The sequence below is a fragment of the Hymenobacter tenuis genome, assembly GCF_054780495.1.
The window spans coordinates 407,825-420,884 of the sequence record NZ_BAAGWF010000003.1; the positions used below are offsets into that span (position 1 = coordinate 407,825).

The 13,060-nt window shown below is 56.2% G+C and carries 12 protein-coding genes; 8 read left to right on the plus strand and 4 right to left on the minus strand.

Features of this window, described 5'->3' with window-relative positions:
- Positions 1 to 28 precede the first annotated feature (28 nt).
- The 3 genes from ACYVGU_RS13230 to ACYVGU_RS13240 all read right to left on the minus strand — a co-directional run bounded on the left by ACYVGU_RS13230 (position 29) and on the right by ACYVGU_RS13240 (position 3,120).
- Positions 29 to 775: a copper resistance protein NlpE N-terminal domain-containing protein gene (locus ACYVGU_RS13230; protein ID WP_460622466.1), complete on the minus strand. Its 747-nt coding sequence runs from the start codon at positions 773 to 775 to the stop codon at positions 29 to 31.
- A 155-nt stretch (positions 776 to 930) separates the two neighbouring features.
- Positions 931 to 1,545, minus strand: coding sequence for a hypothetical protein (locus ACYVGU_RS13235; RefSeq protein ID WP_460622467.1), 615 nt, complete (start codon positions 1,543 to 1,545; stop codon positions 931 to 933).
- A 93-nt stretch (positions 1,546 to 1,638) separates the two neighbouring features.
- Positions 1,639 to 3,120 carry an alpha/beta hydrolase family protein gene (locus ACYVGU_RS13240; protein WP_460622468.1) on the minus strand — a complete coding sequence of 494 codons (1,482 nt, stop codon included), beginning with the start codon at positions 3,118 to 3,120 and terminating at the stop codon, positions 1,639 to 1,641.
- Between the two features lie 353 nt (positions 3,121 to 3,473).
- Here ACYVGU_RS13240 and ACYVGU_RS13245 point away from each other — a divergent pair, with 353 nt between their 5' ends.
- Entirely contained in the window at positions 3,474 to 4,172 is a 699-nt protein-coding gene (locus tag ACYVGU_RS13245; protein ID WP_460622469.1) for an SGNH/GDSL hydrolase family protein, read from the plus strand.
- A gap of 13 nt (positions 4,173 to 4,185) precedes the next feature.
- On the opposite strand, the gene ACYVGU_RS13250 is transcribed toward ACYVGU_RS13245, so the two are convergent.
- The gene (locus tag ACYVGU_RS13250; RefSeq protein ID WP_460622470.1) at positions 4,186 to 5,169 is read right to left on the minus strand and encodes a hypothetical protein; all 984 of its coding nucleotides are present in this window, start codon (positions 5,167 to 5,169) and stop codon (positions 4,186 to 4,188) included.
- 244 nt (positions 5,170 to 5,413) lie between these two features.
- On the opposite strand from ACYVGU_RS13250, the gene ACYVGU_RS13255 reads away from it, so the two are divergent.
- The 7 genes from ACYVGU_RS13255 to ACYVGU_RS13285 all read left to right on the plus strand — a co-directional run bounded on the left by ACYVGU_RS13255 (position 5,414) and on the right by ACYVGU_RS13285 (position 13,034).
- Positions 5,414 to 5,824: a sugar 3,4-ketoisomerase gene (locus tag ACYVGU_RS13255; protein WP_460622471.1), complete on the plus strand. Its 411-nt coding sequence runs from the start codon at positions 5,414 to 5,416 to the stop codon at positions 5,822 to 5,824.
- Between the two features lie 96 nt (positions 5,825 to 5,920).
- Positions 5,921 to 7,033 carry a DegT/DnrJ/EryC1/StrS family aminotransferase gene (locus ACYVGU_RS13260; protein ID WP_460622472.1) on the plus strand — a complete coding sequence of 371 codons (1,113 nt, stop codon included), beginning with the start codon at positions 5,921 to 5,923 and terminating at the stop codon, positions 7,031 to 7,033.
- A 241-nt stretch (positions 7,034 to 7,274) separates the two neighbouring features.
- Positions 7,275 to 10,112: an excinuclease ABC subunit UvrA gene (uvrA, locus tag ACYVGU_RS13265; protein WP_460622473.1), complete on the plus strand. Its 2,838-nt coding sequence runs from the start codon at positions 7,275 to 7,277 to the stop codon at positions 10,110 to 10,112.
- 108 nt (positions 10,113 to 10,220) lie between these two features.
- Complete coding sequence (locus ACYVGU_RS13270; protein ID WP_460622474.1) at positions 10,221 to 10,760, plus strand: hypothetical protein; 540 nt, start codon at positions 10,221 to 10,223, stop codon at positions 10,758 to 10,760.
- Between the two features lie 76 nt (positions 10,761 to 10,836).
- Positions 10,837 to 11,667 carry a hypothetical protein gene (locus tag ACYVGU_RS13275; RefSeq protein ID WP_460622475.1) on the plus strand — a complete coding sequence of 277 codons (831 nt, stop codon included), beginning with the start codon at positions 10,837 to 10,839 and terminating at the stop codon, positions 11,665 to 11,667.
- A gap of 63 nt (positions 11,668 to 11,730) precedes the next feature.
- A complete protein-coding gene (gene tpiA, locus ACYVGU_RS13280) occupies positions 11,731 to 12,495 on the plus strand; it encodes a triose-phosphate isomerase family protein (protein WP_460622476.1) in 765 nt (254 codons plus the stop codon).
- A 161-nt stretch (positions 12,496 to 12,656) separates the two neighbouring features.
- Entirely contained in the window at positions 12,657 to 13,034 is a 378-nt protein-coding gene (locus ACYVGU_RS13285; protein ID WP_460622477.1) for a DUF6150 family protein, read from the plus strand.
- Positions 13,035 to 13,060: the final 26 nt, after the last annotated feature.

Here is a 13,060-nt window from a genome sequence, read left to right on the forward strand (position 1 = left end):
GTTGGGGCCGACTCCTGTACTAGGGTATTTATTTCTGGAAAGCCTGTTTCTGGGCCTGAGGGCAAATCGGGTCGGGCTTCATCTCCAGGATTTTGTCTACTTCCAGCGTTTCCGCGGAGGAGTTAGTTGCGTTGCGGAGAGTAGCGCTTACCCGCACAAACACGGGTTCCCCGGCTTTCTTACGGGAGGTGCCATACTGCTTTATCAGGTCAGGGCTGGCTCCGGCCTGGGCAATGGTGTAGCGCTTATCAGAGCCGCACTCAATAAAAACGGCACCATCGGCAGTGTATCGGCCGGTAAACTCGCGGCGGGTTCCGGCTTCGTTTAAGTTGCCGTCGCCTGCTCGGTCGAGGGTATAGTCCAACTGATCAGCGGGCATGGGGTCACCGTTGGCATCTAGCAGGCGCAACGATTGATCAGCTTCAACTGTGTAGCGGCGCACCGAGGCATTGCCGCTGGGCTCTAGCGTAACCACTTGGCCGCGTACCCGCCAAGGGCCCCGGCGGAAGTTTGCTGGCTCATTGCGACCTAGGTACGTTTCCTGCAGCTCATATAAGCTGTCGGGTTTTAAGACAAGGCGCGTTACAATGCCCTGGCAGTCGTTGCAGGGCATGGTATCGGCGTACACAGCAGCTAGCGGCAGGGTAGCAGCCCCCGCATCTTTATCGGTGGCCGTATTTTCTGAGCCAGTACCAAAAGGCTGCTCGCGGCCCTGGCAGGCGGCCAACATAATCAGTAGGGAAGAAGCCGATACTAGGCGGGGTAAAGTCATCATAAATGGAGGAGGTAGGCGGTTGATTTCCTACGTAGCTCCGCCCCATTAGATACGAAATGCTCAGCTAAACCTCTGAAACCAGTAGCAAATGTGTATAACTATGTGGATAACCATCTACTTATACACAAATTCTGGCAAATGCCCAAGCCATTCTGCTAGGCTCGCATGGGCACCAGCAAAAACGTACCACGCAAACACTTAGCAAACCCGCGTCGTTGATTGTCCTGCTTCAGGTCGTGCTGCTGGTAAGCACCGTTAAGGGAAGCTGCCCCTACTACCAGAATAGTGTACCCCCTGCGCCGCACCAAGTAGCGCCGCAAGCCCGACTGCTGCAGCGGTGTAAAGCGTGCTTCAAACTGCTGGGTTGCTTCCCAGGCTACTACCAACGGCCGTGGGTCGGTGCCGGCCGCTCGGGCTTCTTGGTACAGGGCAGCCAGGCGCACATCGGCAGTATAATGGGTTTCGGGCGCGCGGCGCACTATTAGGTCATGGGCTTGCCAAAGGTGCTTCATGGCGTCCCGTTTTCGCAGGATTTCGCCGCAGTGCCGGCACACGTGCTCATCGGGGCCGCAGCGCAAAGGGTTGAAGCCCGAGCGAGGGCTAGTGGCAAACTGGTCGGTAGCCACCCGCTGCTCGCGCAGCACCTGCATCAGCGCCGAAAACAGCTCGCCTTCACTAGCCCCGTGCTTATGCCGAACTATATCCAGGGTATGCCGGCTCAGCATCCCGAAGGAAAGTAGGTCGTGCAGATCAGAGCAGAGAAGCGGCATAGTAGGCTACAAACCGAATGCCGGCCCGCAGGTTCCCGTGGAAGTAACTCCGCTAAAAAAAGGGCCGATGAAGCTACTTCATCGGTCCTTTTTTTAGCGGCTGGCCTGCACTGTTTTAGTGGTTTTCCGCAGGCTGAAGCGAGAGGAAGGAGCCGGCTTTTCGGAGGTAGGCAGCGGCAACGGCTGGGTGGTGTTATCAAATACCCATTCGCGAACTGTATTCAGGGCTTTGGGCGAAAACGTGGGCTGCTGCTCGCCGTTTACGAGTGGCCAGTCTTTCATTTCGGGCTGAAACCAGTGATTCACGCCCGATAACCGCATCGATTTTACTTTAGCGTTTTTGAGCCCTTTTTTCAGCGGGCCGGTGTTCTGGCGCGGATCAACCAGCAAATCATTGGAGCCGCTTAGCAGTAGCACTGGGCATTTTACCGCGGGCAACGTGCGGGTAGGGTCAAAATCAAGAAAGTACCTCGACCAGGGCGAGGTGAGTTGAACGGCCCGAGCCCGGGCCATGTGCGGGTCTAGGTCGGTGTTATTAAAGCGCAGCGTAGCGGCTACTTTGCCGCGGGCCTGGTTGTCGTTAGGCGTTTGGCGGATGATTTCCACCATTTCCTTGTGTAGCTCCAGTGCTGCTTTCACCTGCGAGGGGTTAGAACCAATGAGGCGCATAATTTCCAGCTGCTGGCGCATAATCACGTCGCGGCCCGTGAGGCCGTAGCCTGAAAGTGACACTACAAAAGCTGGCGTAGTGGGCGCTGGCTCAGCGGCCGCTAATAGGGCCACGTTGGCGCCCTCGCCATGGCCCAGCAGGCCAATGTAGCGCTGGTCAATAAGCGGGCGGTTGCGCAGAAACACCATGGCTGCCTGCGCATCGCCGACCAGCTCAGCGGTAGTAGAGGAGTTGTTGCCTTGTGATTTGCCCACGCCACGGTCATCAAACCGCAGTACGGCAATACCGCGCCGGGTGAGGTAGTCGGCCAGCATCCCGAACATGCGGTAGTCTTGCTGCTCTACGTCGCGGTTTTGCGGGCCATTATCTGAGAGGAGCACCATAGCCGGGAAAGGACCTGGGCCGGCAGGGGTAGTAAGGGTACCAGCCAGCCGGATTTGGGCCTGCTGATTCGTGAACATCACCTCTTCTTCGCGGTAGGGCGGCGTGAGACGGGGCTTCTCGGTGCTGGCTACGGCTTTGGTTAGCGCCATGCGCGTGAGCGTAAGTGGGGCGCTGAGGCCAGGCTGCGTCCAGGTACCCTGAAACTGGGTGCCGTTATTTTTGATCTTGCCTACAAAGCGGCTGCCGGCCTGCTCTATACTTATCGAGATGTCGAGGCCTTTGATTTCTACCTCGGCGGGCATGCGGCTGATGCGCTGCTGAGGCGCATCGAGGGCTGCATAATACGAGCCGTTGGAAAGTGGAACCACCGTAATAATGAGCGTGAGCTGCCCTCCTGGCACCTTTAAAGGGCCTTTCCACTGTCCGTTCAGCACAAGCGGTGGCGTTCCTGCTGCCAGCGCTAGGCACGGTAGACAGCACAAAAGCCAAACCAGTAAAAACGAGGGTATGCGTTTCTTCATAAAATGAAAGTCAACAGTGATATTCTACCGCTTTAAAGCCCCGCGGAGTCTGAAAATATTAAACTTAGCGCACACAAACCAGCGCCCGTGTTGCCTCTAACTTAAGAAGGGCGAAAGAGGATACGCTACGGCCTAAAAAACATGAAAAAAACCAGACCATTGCCCGGCTCCATGATATAGAGTTGGTTGAATATTTTGGCAGCCTGTTACGCTAGCCCCAATAGAGCCGAAAAGCGGCTGTAGGAACTGGCCTGTACTCAATACATGCAGCCTCTTTGGTAGTGCTTCCTGAGCCGGAACTGTTACTTTGCCTGAACATAGTCATCAAATGGCTTTTTGAGGTTCTATTTCTTATGCGATATACTTGCCTGCTTCGCGCCAGTATAGGGCTGTTGCTACTGCTGATAAGCCTGCGCGGCTTTGCCCAGACTAGTCCTCCCGCTGCCTCTAACCCGGCTCAATGGAGCGCTGAATTGGCGGGCTTTACGCGGCAGGATAAGCTAGTGCCACCGCCAAAAAAGCCCATCCTGTTTTATGGCAGCTCCTCTATCCGGATGTGGCAAACGCTGGCCACTGATTTCCCGGGTCGGCCCGTTCTGAACCGTGGCTTTGGGGGCTCCCGCTTTCCTGATGCCAATGCGCTATTTGAGCAGTTGGTGGCAACGTACCAGCCGCGCCAGGTAGTGCTCTATGAAGGCGATAACGATATTGCGGCTGGTGCTACCCCACAACAGGTATATGCATCGTTTCTGGCGTTTGAGAAGCTGATGCGCCAAAACAAGAAGCTACGCCAGACACCGGTGGTTTTCCTTTCGATTAAGCCTAGTCTAGCCCGGTGGGCGCTGTATCCGCAGATGCAGGAAGCCAACCGCCTCATCCGACAATATATTGAGCAGCACCATAAGCACCTGCGTTTCGTGGATGTGAGTACGCCCATGCTCGGCCCTAACGGCAAGCCGCGCCCGGAGCTGTATCTGGAAGACGGCCTGCACATGACCCGCACTGGCTACGATATCTGGACCCGGACGCTGGCGCCTCACCTCGTACGGTAGATGAAATGGGAGGTCAAAAACTTACTGCAGGAATTACCTTCTGAAGCGCAGACGGAACAAGTGTTAAGGCATACAGCGCGTTTGCAACGCAATTTGAGGCGCGGTAATGCGTGTAAATGAAGAGTGGCTTTCCCTTATAGTCAATGCGCGTGCTGGAGAGCCCTTCAGGTTTTTCCTCTCTAAAAAGATGCCTTGTTTTCCCTGTCTTATCTATTAAGGGGAGTGAGATTTCAGGATTGTGCTTAAGTGTAAACCGAGCAGACTCAATTAAGATATCCTTCCACGATTGCAGAGGAACTATAGAACCATCGGGGAGCCGAAGTTTCTTGGGCTTCTGGTCAGACTGTAGTTCTAGTGTGTTAATGCGTGTTAACTCCACAAACACTCCCGTAGCCAGTACGCTAGGTGCTGTAACTTGCGCAACTGGCGGCACTGGCTTTTGAACTGCTGGAATAGCTGAAGCCGTGGTAGTAGTTTGGGTTGCAGCACCCAGAATGGTGTTTATGCCAAAACCGCTGTGCGCTGCATCCAGCCACTGAACTAGTTGGAGAGCAGCATAAAGTAGGTTGTCTTCAGCGAGGGTGAAAGTGGTGGCTTCCGTGTTGCCTTTGTGCAGGTTGGAGTAACAATGCCAGTTCAGCCCGTCGGTAATAAACACCGTCTGTACCTTGAAGCCTAGCGCGTAGCCTAGCACTTTGCTCACGTAGCCGTGCTTGTCGAAGCTGGCACCCAAGCTTTTGGCTTCTACCACCAGCCGAGGTTTTTTAGCCGCATCATGGAGCAAGTAATCTACTCTAAGCTCGCCACCGATGGTTTTTTCCGGCTCCACCATTTGCACGTTGGCCGTATCCCAGCCGAGTGCGCGCAAGATAGGGTCAATCAGTGCGGCGCGGGTGGCAGCTTCGTTTTTGCGTAATAAGTCAGTGTTTTCCTTCGCGCTGGAAAGTACGGTTTGTAGAACAGTAAAAAGCGAAGCTAATGGGCTAGAAACAGGCATTTTTGAATAGTTAGCAGGCGTCGTACAATGTTAAGAATTTGTAAGCGCCATTTGGCGATTATCCGGCTGCTTGTTTCGCGCGTTATAACCACCCGCTTACTTTTGCCTTCCCAAATCTAACTGCCCTAGCAATGTGTAGGTTTCTCATGAGACAAGGCCTAGTAATTGCAGCTGCGGGGCGCATTAGAGAAAAACTTACTGCCTACCTTCGTTTGCCTACTAGGGTGCTTTCCACCGCCAATCCATGAACCGTCCGCATCTCATAGAATTTCCGAAGATAGGCGAGCCGGATGTTGGGTTTATTTCGGTTGTTGAAGAGCAGAAAGCAGTTCCATTTGCAGTGCAGCGCGTTTTCTGGACGTATCACACGCCGGAAAGCATTGTGCGCGGCCGGCATGCCCACCACCATACCCATCAAGTGTTAGTGGCCGTGGCTGGGCGCATCATCGTTATGACCGAAACGGTGAGCGGCGAACTAGCTACTTTCCGGCTAGAAGACCCTAGCACAGGCATCTACATTCCACCGTATGTGTGGCATACCATGCAGTACTCCAGCAATGCGGTACAATTGGTGCTGGCCTCTCGCCCGTATGAGGAAGCCGACTATATTCGGCAATATGAGGAGTTTCGGAAGATGACCCCACCCCTAACTTAACCCTGCCAAGCCATTGGCCTTGCTTAACAAAAAGGCTTTCCGTCGCAAAAGGTAAGTTGCCCGGCTCCGGCGGGCTAGCGGCTGGCCCCCTGTAAGATGAATATACCCTTTCTTTCCTTTGGCCCTCAAAACCAGGCGGTACGCGCGCAGGTGTTGCAGGCCATGGAGCGGGTATACGATTCGCAGTGGTATGTGCTGGGAGAAGCAGTAAAGCAGTTTGAACGCGAGTACGCCACGTATTCCGGTACTACGCACTGCATTGGAGTGGCCAATGGTCTCGATGCCTTGTTTCTGGCACTTAAAGCGCTGGGGATTCAGGCCGGAGACGAGGTACTTGTTCCGTCGAACACTTACATTGCTACCTGGCTGGCCGTGTCTTACCTGGGGGCTACGCCGGTGCCAGTAGAGCCTCGCCTGACCACCTATAACCTCAACCCGGAGCTAGTTGAAGCAGCTATTACGCCCCGCACGAAGGCTATTATGCCGGTGCATCTATACGGGCAAGCCTGTGAGATGGAGCCGCTCATGGCACTAGCGCAGCAGCATAACTTATGGGTAGTAGAAGACAATGCGCAAGCCCAGGGCGCGGCTTACTATGGGCAGCCAACCGGCAGCTTTGGCCACGCCAATGGCACTAGCTTCTATCCTGGCAAAAACCTAGGCGCCCTAGGGGATGCCGGCGCTATAACCACCAACGACGAGCAGCTAGCCGCCACGCTGCGCACCTTACGTAACTACGGCTCTGACCGCAAATACTTCAACGAGGTAATCGGCTACAATTCGCGGTTGGATGAGCTGCAGGCCTCAGTGTTGAGCGTGAAGTTGCCCCACTTGTCCAACTGGACCCAGCAACGCCAGCAGATTGCGGCGTGGTACGATGCGCGTCTGGCTGACATTCCCGAGATTATACTTCCGGCAACAGCTCCAGGGGCCACGCATGTCTATCATCTGTATGTAATCCGCACCAGAGAGCGGGATGCGCTGCAACGCTATCTGACCGAAAAAGGCATCGGCACCCTCATCCATTATCCCGTGCCGCCGCACCAGCAGCATGCCTACGCCGCCTTGCAGATTACCACTGGCGCCTTCCCCATCGCCACCGAAATAGCCCAGACCTGCCTAAGCCTGCCGCTCTGGCCGGGTATGCAGGAGGAGCACGTGCACGTAGTCTGCCAGGCTATTGCGGCCTTTATGCGCGGAACGAAGTAAACCTAATGCCTCTCACTAGCCTCTTCAGGGCGATAAAGATGCCACAAGCCAAGTCATTCCGGGCATTGCTTGCGTAGCTAAGGGTACGCAACACGATGTAGCGAACCAGGCTGGGTTGTACTAGGCATTTGACGTAGCCAAACCACCCTGCTCGCGCTAATTGTCCTACCTTCGTAACCTCGAATTAGGCAGCCTTACTCTAAACGAAACCAAACCTTAGCCCGCGGCTGTTTACTGACCTATGGCCGACAATTCCGCTCTGCAAGTAGCCGCCCCCGCGGCTGATCCGATTGACCAGCTCGACCCGCGCGAGTTTATCCTGATAAAAAACGCTAGGGTTCACAACCTCAAAAACCTCAGCGTAGCGCTGCCACGCAACAAGTTCATTGTCGTTACGGGCTTATCGGGCTCCGGCAAGTCGTCGTTGGCGTTTGATACGCTGTATGCGGAAGGCCAGCGCATGTACGTGGAGAGCCTCAGCAGCTACGCTCGCCAGTTTTTGGGCCGCATGGATAAGCCCGATGTGGACTACATCCGGGGCATCTCGCCGGCCATTGCCATTGAGCAGAAGGTCAGCATCAAGAACAACCGTTCGACGGTAGGCACCAGCACCGAGATTTACGATTACCTCAAGCTGCTCTTCGCCCGCGTTGGCCGCACGTATTCGCCCATCAGCGGCGAGCAGGTGCGTAAGGATAACGTAGCGGATGTAGTGGACTACCTCATGCATTTGCCCGAAGGCACGCGCGTGATGCTGCTCTCGCCGCTGCTACCCTCCGAGGATGGCCGCCCTATGAGCAAGGAGCTGGATCTGCTCTTGCAGAAAGGCTACAGCCGCGTGGTAGTGAACGGCGAAACGGCCTTCATTGAGGAACTCATTGCCGAAGGCCAGCCCGAAGTAACCGGCGACGTGCACATCATGATTGACCGCGCCGCCATTCAGCCCGGCGACGAAGACCTGACGTTCCGCCTCGCCGACTCCGTGCAAACGGCCTTCTTCGAGGGCCACGGCACTTGCATTGTAAAGCTCGACAATGAAACGCGCATCTTCTCCGACCGCTTTGAGCTGGACGGCGAGGTATTTGAGGAGCCCAGCGTTAACTTCTTCTCCTTCAACAACCCCTACGGCGCCTGCCAAACCTGCGAAGGCTTCGGCTCGGTGTTGGGCATTGACGAAGACCTAGTAATTCCGGACAAGAGCATGACGGTGTATGAGGGAGCCATTGCCCCTTGGCGCACCGACAAGCAGAGCGAGTGGCTGAAGCCTTTGCTTAAAAACGGTATCCGCTTCGATTTCCCGATTCACCGGCCCTACAACGAGCTGAGCGAAGCCGAGCGCACGCTGCTCTGGAAAGGCAACAAGTATTTCGAGGGCCTCGACGCCTACTTTAAGTGGGTGGCCTCGCAAACCCACAAAATCCAGTACCGGGTGCTGCAAAGCCGCTACCGGGGCCGCACCACTTGCCCCGACTGCCGCGGCACGCGCCTGCGGAAGGATGCCCAGTACGTTAAAATTCAGGAGCAGAGCATTACCGATCTGGTACTGCTACCCGTAAGTCGGGCCTTGGAGTTCTTCCAGACGCTAGACCTGCCCGAGCACGAAGCCAAAGTAGCCGAGCGCCTGGTAACGGAAGTCACGAACCGCTTGGAGTACCTGAACCGTGTGGGCCTGGGCTACCTGACCTTAAACCGCCTGAGCAGCACGCTTTCAGGTGGCGAGAGCCAGCGCATTTCACTAGCTACCTCATTGGGCTCAGCCCTGGTTGGTTCTATGTATATTCTCGACGAACCCAGCATTGGCCTGCACCCCAAGGATGCCGAGCAGCTCATTGGCGTACTACGCTCGTTGCAGCAACTCGGCAACACCGTGATTGTGGTAGAGCACGAGGAGAAAATCATGGAAGAAGCCGACCAGATCATCGATATCGGCCCCGAAGCCGGTAGCGGCGGCGGCAACCTGATGTTCCAGGGCACTTACGAGGAGATTCTAAAGGATACCGACACGTATACCGGTCAGTACTTGAGCGGGAAAATGGAGGTAGTAGTTCCAAAAACCCGCCGTCCCTGGCGCAACGCCCTGGAGCTAACCGGCGCCCGCGAAAACAACCTCAAGAACGTGGCGGTGAAGTTTCCGCTGAACGTGATGACGGTAGTTACGGGCGTGTCGGGCTCGGGTAAGTCGACGCTGATTCGGCGGATTCTGGCGCCGGCTCTGCTCAAGCAGCTCGGCGGCGGGGCCGGGGAAGCTACCGGTAAGTTCGACCGCCTGATGGGCGTGAACGGGCAGGTAACGCACGTGGAGTTCGTAGACCAGAACCCCATCGGCAAAAGCAGCCGCTCGAACCCGGTTACCTACGTGAAGGCCTACGATGCCATCCGAGCCCTGTTCGCCGATCAGCAGCTAGCCAAAGCCCGCGGCTTCAAACCCTCGCACTTCAGCTTCAATATTGATGGCGGCCGCTGCGAGGTGTGCCAGGGCGAGGGCCAGGTGAAGATTGAAATGCAGTTCATGGCCGATATCTACCTGACCTGCGAAGCCTGCGAGGGCCGCAAGTTCAAGCAGGATATTCTGGACGTGAAGTTTCAGGAGAAAAGCATCAATGAGGTGCTAGAAATGACCATTGAAGACAGCATCGACTTCTTCAAAGGCCAGCCCAAAATTGTAGAACGGTTAAAGCCCCTCGACGACGTAGGGCTTGGTTACATTCGGTTGGGACAGTCGGCTAATACGCTTTCCGGCGGCGAGGCCCAGCGCGTAAAACTGGCTTCGTTCCTGACCAAGGGCAACACCCTGCAGAACGATAAAATCCTGTTCATCTTCGATGAACCCAGCACCGGCCTGCACTTCCATGACATCAATAAGCTGATGACGGCCCTGAATGCGCTGGTGGAGCAAGGCAACTCGGTGCTCATCATCGAGCACAACATGGACATCATTAAGTGCGCTGACTGGGTGATTGACCTCGGACCCGAAGGCGGCATTAATGGCGGTCATCTGCTGTTCGAGGGTACGCCCGAGGAAATGGTGAAGCTCAAGGATACCAACCACACCGCGCGGTTCCTGGCCGAAAAGCTGTAAGCTACTAGGCTGCCAAGTAGGCCAAAGCTCATTTGCACCTCCGGCAAGACCTAGTATGCAAACTATCCTCTAGATTAGAGGCGCCCTGTAACGGGCGCCTCTTTTTTTATGCATATCCGCAGAGTGCTGGGCCTTGTGGCTGCCGGTACATTGATAACAAACATCTTGCAGGCGCAAACTCCCGACTCATTGGCCAACCGCCAACGGGCCCGCTACCACGCGCCACCGCGTACAGTGGTGCGCGTGGGCGGCGCGTTTCAGCCGAAGTCGTGGCTGGAAATCGGGCTGGTTCGGCATCGGGTGCAGTGGCAGGCGCTGGGCGTGGCAAGTGGTGGCCCGTACGTAGCTACTGATTTTCGCTTTACGAAAGATAAGCTGTTGATCGGCCCGAAAGTCGGTTACTCGTTTGGGGCTATGGCCTTGGGCGGCGACCTATCGGCCGCCTACTACACTAACTTTACCAAAGGCCAGTTGGTGCTGGCGCCGGCCCTAGGCGTAGGCGCGGGCGGCTTTGTAAACTTGCTGTATGGCTACAACCTTCGGTTTGGCGGCGACCGGCTGGCGGAAGTAGGACGGCACCGGTTCAGCGTATCAACTACTTTGAATTTCCGCTACAAGCAGCACGGCATCCGCGACGATACTAGGTAAGCAGTAACCGGCAACCAATACCGCTGCGTACAGTTGTGCTAAAAGTACGCTACACTCACTCGCTTTTCACTGCTCTATGCAACCTGCTCCCCCGCAACCTGCTACTGCTGCCGCCTATTCTGTTTCATCTGCAAGCCGTGTATGGCGCTGGGCCGCTGTTGCGGCCATTGTAGGCAATATTGGCTTGAACTACGTTTCGCAGCGTTATCCTTTTAATGGGCAGACGAACGCGCAGGTATCCTATAAATACCCGACGCCCCTCACGCCCGCAGGTTACGCCTTCAGCATTTGGGGCCTGATTTTTCTGAGCCTGCTGGCTTACGCGGTGTGGCAGCTGCTGCCGGCCCAGCGCCGCAACCCACTGCCCGATGCGGTAGCCAAACCGCTCGTATTCGTGAACGTGCTGACGGGGCTGTGGCTGGTGGTGTTTGCCTATGAGCTGCTGGTACCGAGTATGGTGGTGATGCTGTTGATTCTGACTGGCCTAGCCCTCGTGTATGGCCGAAGCCGGCGCTTAGTGCAACAGGGTGCGGCACCCTGGTACAGCACCGTGCCGTTTGGCCTGTACCTAGGCTGGATTTCGGTGGCAACCGTTGTGAATGTTACGCTCACGCTGGGGGCGCTCTGGCAGGTTTCCGCGGCTATGGGCATAGCCATTGCCACAGTGTTGGTGGGAGTTACGGCCCTCATTGCGCTGGGTGTTGCCAATCGTTTTCGGGAGCTGGCGTATCCGGCGGCGGTGGCATGGGGTTTACTAGGCATCTGGGTGGCGCGCAAGGGAATAGCTGATGCACAGCTGTTGGCCTGGAGTGCGTTAGGTGCTGCCGTGCTGGTAGCCGGAGCCGGCCTAGCCCTCAGCCTACGGCAAACCCAATTGACCGCTGAAACGCCACAAACTTTAGGCTAGCTGCATGAGCCCGGTGCATCCTGCTAACTTGCGCCCCAACTCCCAACCTCAATCCTTTCCGCTATGCGTAAGAATATTGTGGCCGGCAACTGGAAAATGAATACCACTCTCCAGGACGGTCAGGCGCTCATCTCCGAAATCGTGAACATGGTGCAGGACGAAGTAACTGGCTCCCAGGTGGAGGTAGTGGTGTGTCCGCCCTTCCCGTTCCTGACGGCTATTGGCAAACAGCTGCCCGAAGGCGGCCGCATTCACTTGGGCGCGCAAAACTGCCACCAGAAGGAATCTGGCGCGTTCACCGGCGAAGTATCGGCCAAGATGCTGCAGTCGGTAGGGGCTGAGTACGTGATTCTGGGCCACTCCGAGCGCCGTCAGTATTTCCGTGAAGACGATGAACTGCTGAGCCAGAAGTTGAAAGCTGCCTTGGCGGCTGGCCTGAAACCCATTTTCTGCGTGGGCGAGAGCCTGGAAACCCGCGAGGCCGACGAAACCTTCAACTACATCAGCAAGCAGCTGAAAGACGGGTTGTTTCACCTCTCCAATGAGGAGTTTGATCAGGTAGTAATTGCCTACGAACCCATTTGGGCTATTGGCACCGGCAAAACCGCTACCAGCGCCCAAGCCCAGGAGGTGCACGCCTTCATTCGGGAGCAGATTGCTCGCGCCTACGACGCCGAAGCAGCCCTGAACACTACTATTCTGTACGGCGGCTCGGCCAACGCCCAGAACGCCCGTGAGCTGTTCAGCCAGCCCGATGTAGATGGCGGACTCATTGGCGGTGCCTCGTTGAAATCCCGCGACTTCACCGACATTATCAAGTCGTTCTAGCCCTCACCAGGGCCTAGGTACCAGGGGCCTGTCATCTGACGAAGAAAGAACCTGACCACGCTGGAACGAAAGTTGCCTTGGCAACTCTTACGCTCGTGGTCAGGTTCTTTTTTTGCTTACGCTGACAAGCCTCGTTTACGCGTTCATTACTACCCCTACCTATGCTCTCAACCCTGCTTGCTGCCGGAATGCTGGCCCTGAATCCGTTTCAGCCGGCTCCGCGTGTGCCACTGGCCGCTGCTGCGGTGGTCTCCGTGGACCCCTGCCGGATTTTTGGCTCGGTGTACCTGGAAACGGATCCGCGGCGCCGCAGCCAATGCTTTGGGGTTGTGTATCAGGAAACCGAAGAAGCCTTTGCTGATGTGCTGGTGTACCAGGAAACCAACAAGCTCTTCGCCGATAAAGCCGGCCTCTGGTCCCTGACCGACTCGCGCGACTTCGCCGATTATGTGCTCTTCGTCACCGATAACCGTAACCTCGCCGACTTCGCTTTTCAGTACACCAAAGTCCGCTCCCACGCTGGCTGCCGCCGGCAGTAGCTCCGTACTAGCGCCGTTCAGGTGTT

Excerpts from the sequence above, each read along its gene's own strand:
- uvrA (WP_460622473.1), top strand. The coding sequence starts at position 7,275 with ATGGCCGACAATTCCGCTCTGCAAGTAGCCGCCCCCGCGGCTGATCCG.
- ACYVGU_RS13230 (WP_460622466.1), bottom strand. The coding sequence starts at position 775 with ATGATGACTTTACCCCGCCTAGTATCGGCTTCTTCCCTACTGATTATG.
- ACYVGU_RS13245 (WP_460622469.1), top strand. The coding sequence starts at position 3,474 with ATGCGATATACTTGCCTGCTTCGCGCCAGTATAGGGCTGTTGCTACTG.
- ACYVGU_RS13250 (WP_460622470.1), bottom strand. The coding sequence starts at position 5,169 with ATGCCTGTTTCTAGCCCATTAGCTTCGCTTTTTACTGTTCTACAAACC.
- ACYVGU_RS13255 (WP_460622471.1), top strand. The coding sequence starts at position 5,414 with ATGAACCGTCCGCATCTCATAGAATTTCCGAAGATAGGCGAGCCGGAT.
- ACYVGU_RS13235 (WP_460622467.1), bottom strand. The coding sequence starts at position 1,545 with ATGCCGCTTCTCTGCTCTGATCTGCACGACCTACTTTCCTTCGGGATG.
- ACYVGU_RS13240 (WP_460622468.1), bottom strand. The coding sequence starts at position 3,120 with ATGAAGAAACGCATACCCTCGTTTTTACTGGTTTGGCTTTTGTGCTGT.
- ACYVGU_RS13275 (WP_460622475.1), top strand. The coding sequence starts at position 10,837 with ATGCAACCTGCTCCCCCGCAACCTGCTACTGCTGCCGCCTATTCTGTT.
- ACYVGU_RS13260 (WP_460622472.1), top strand. The coding sequence starts at position 5,921 with ATGAATATACCCTTTCTTTCCTTTGGCCCTCAAAACCAGGCGGTACGC.
- tpiA (WP_460622476.1), top strand. The coding sequence starts at position 11,731 with ATGCGTAAGAATATTGTGGCCGGCAACTGGAAAATGAATACCACTCTC.
- ACYVGU_RS13285 (WP_460622477.1), top strand. The coding sequence starts at position 12,657 with ATGCTCTCAACCCTGCTTGCTGCCGGAATGCTGGCCCTGAATCCGTTT.
- ACYVGU_RS13270 (WP_460622474.1), top strand. The coding sequence starts at position 10,221 with ATGCATATCCGCAGAGTGCTGGGCCTTGTGGCTGCCGGTACATTGATA.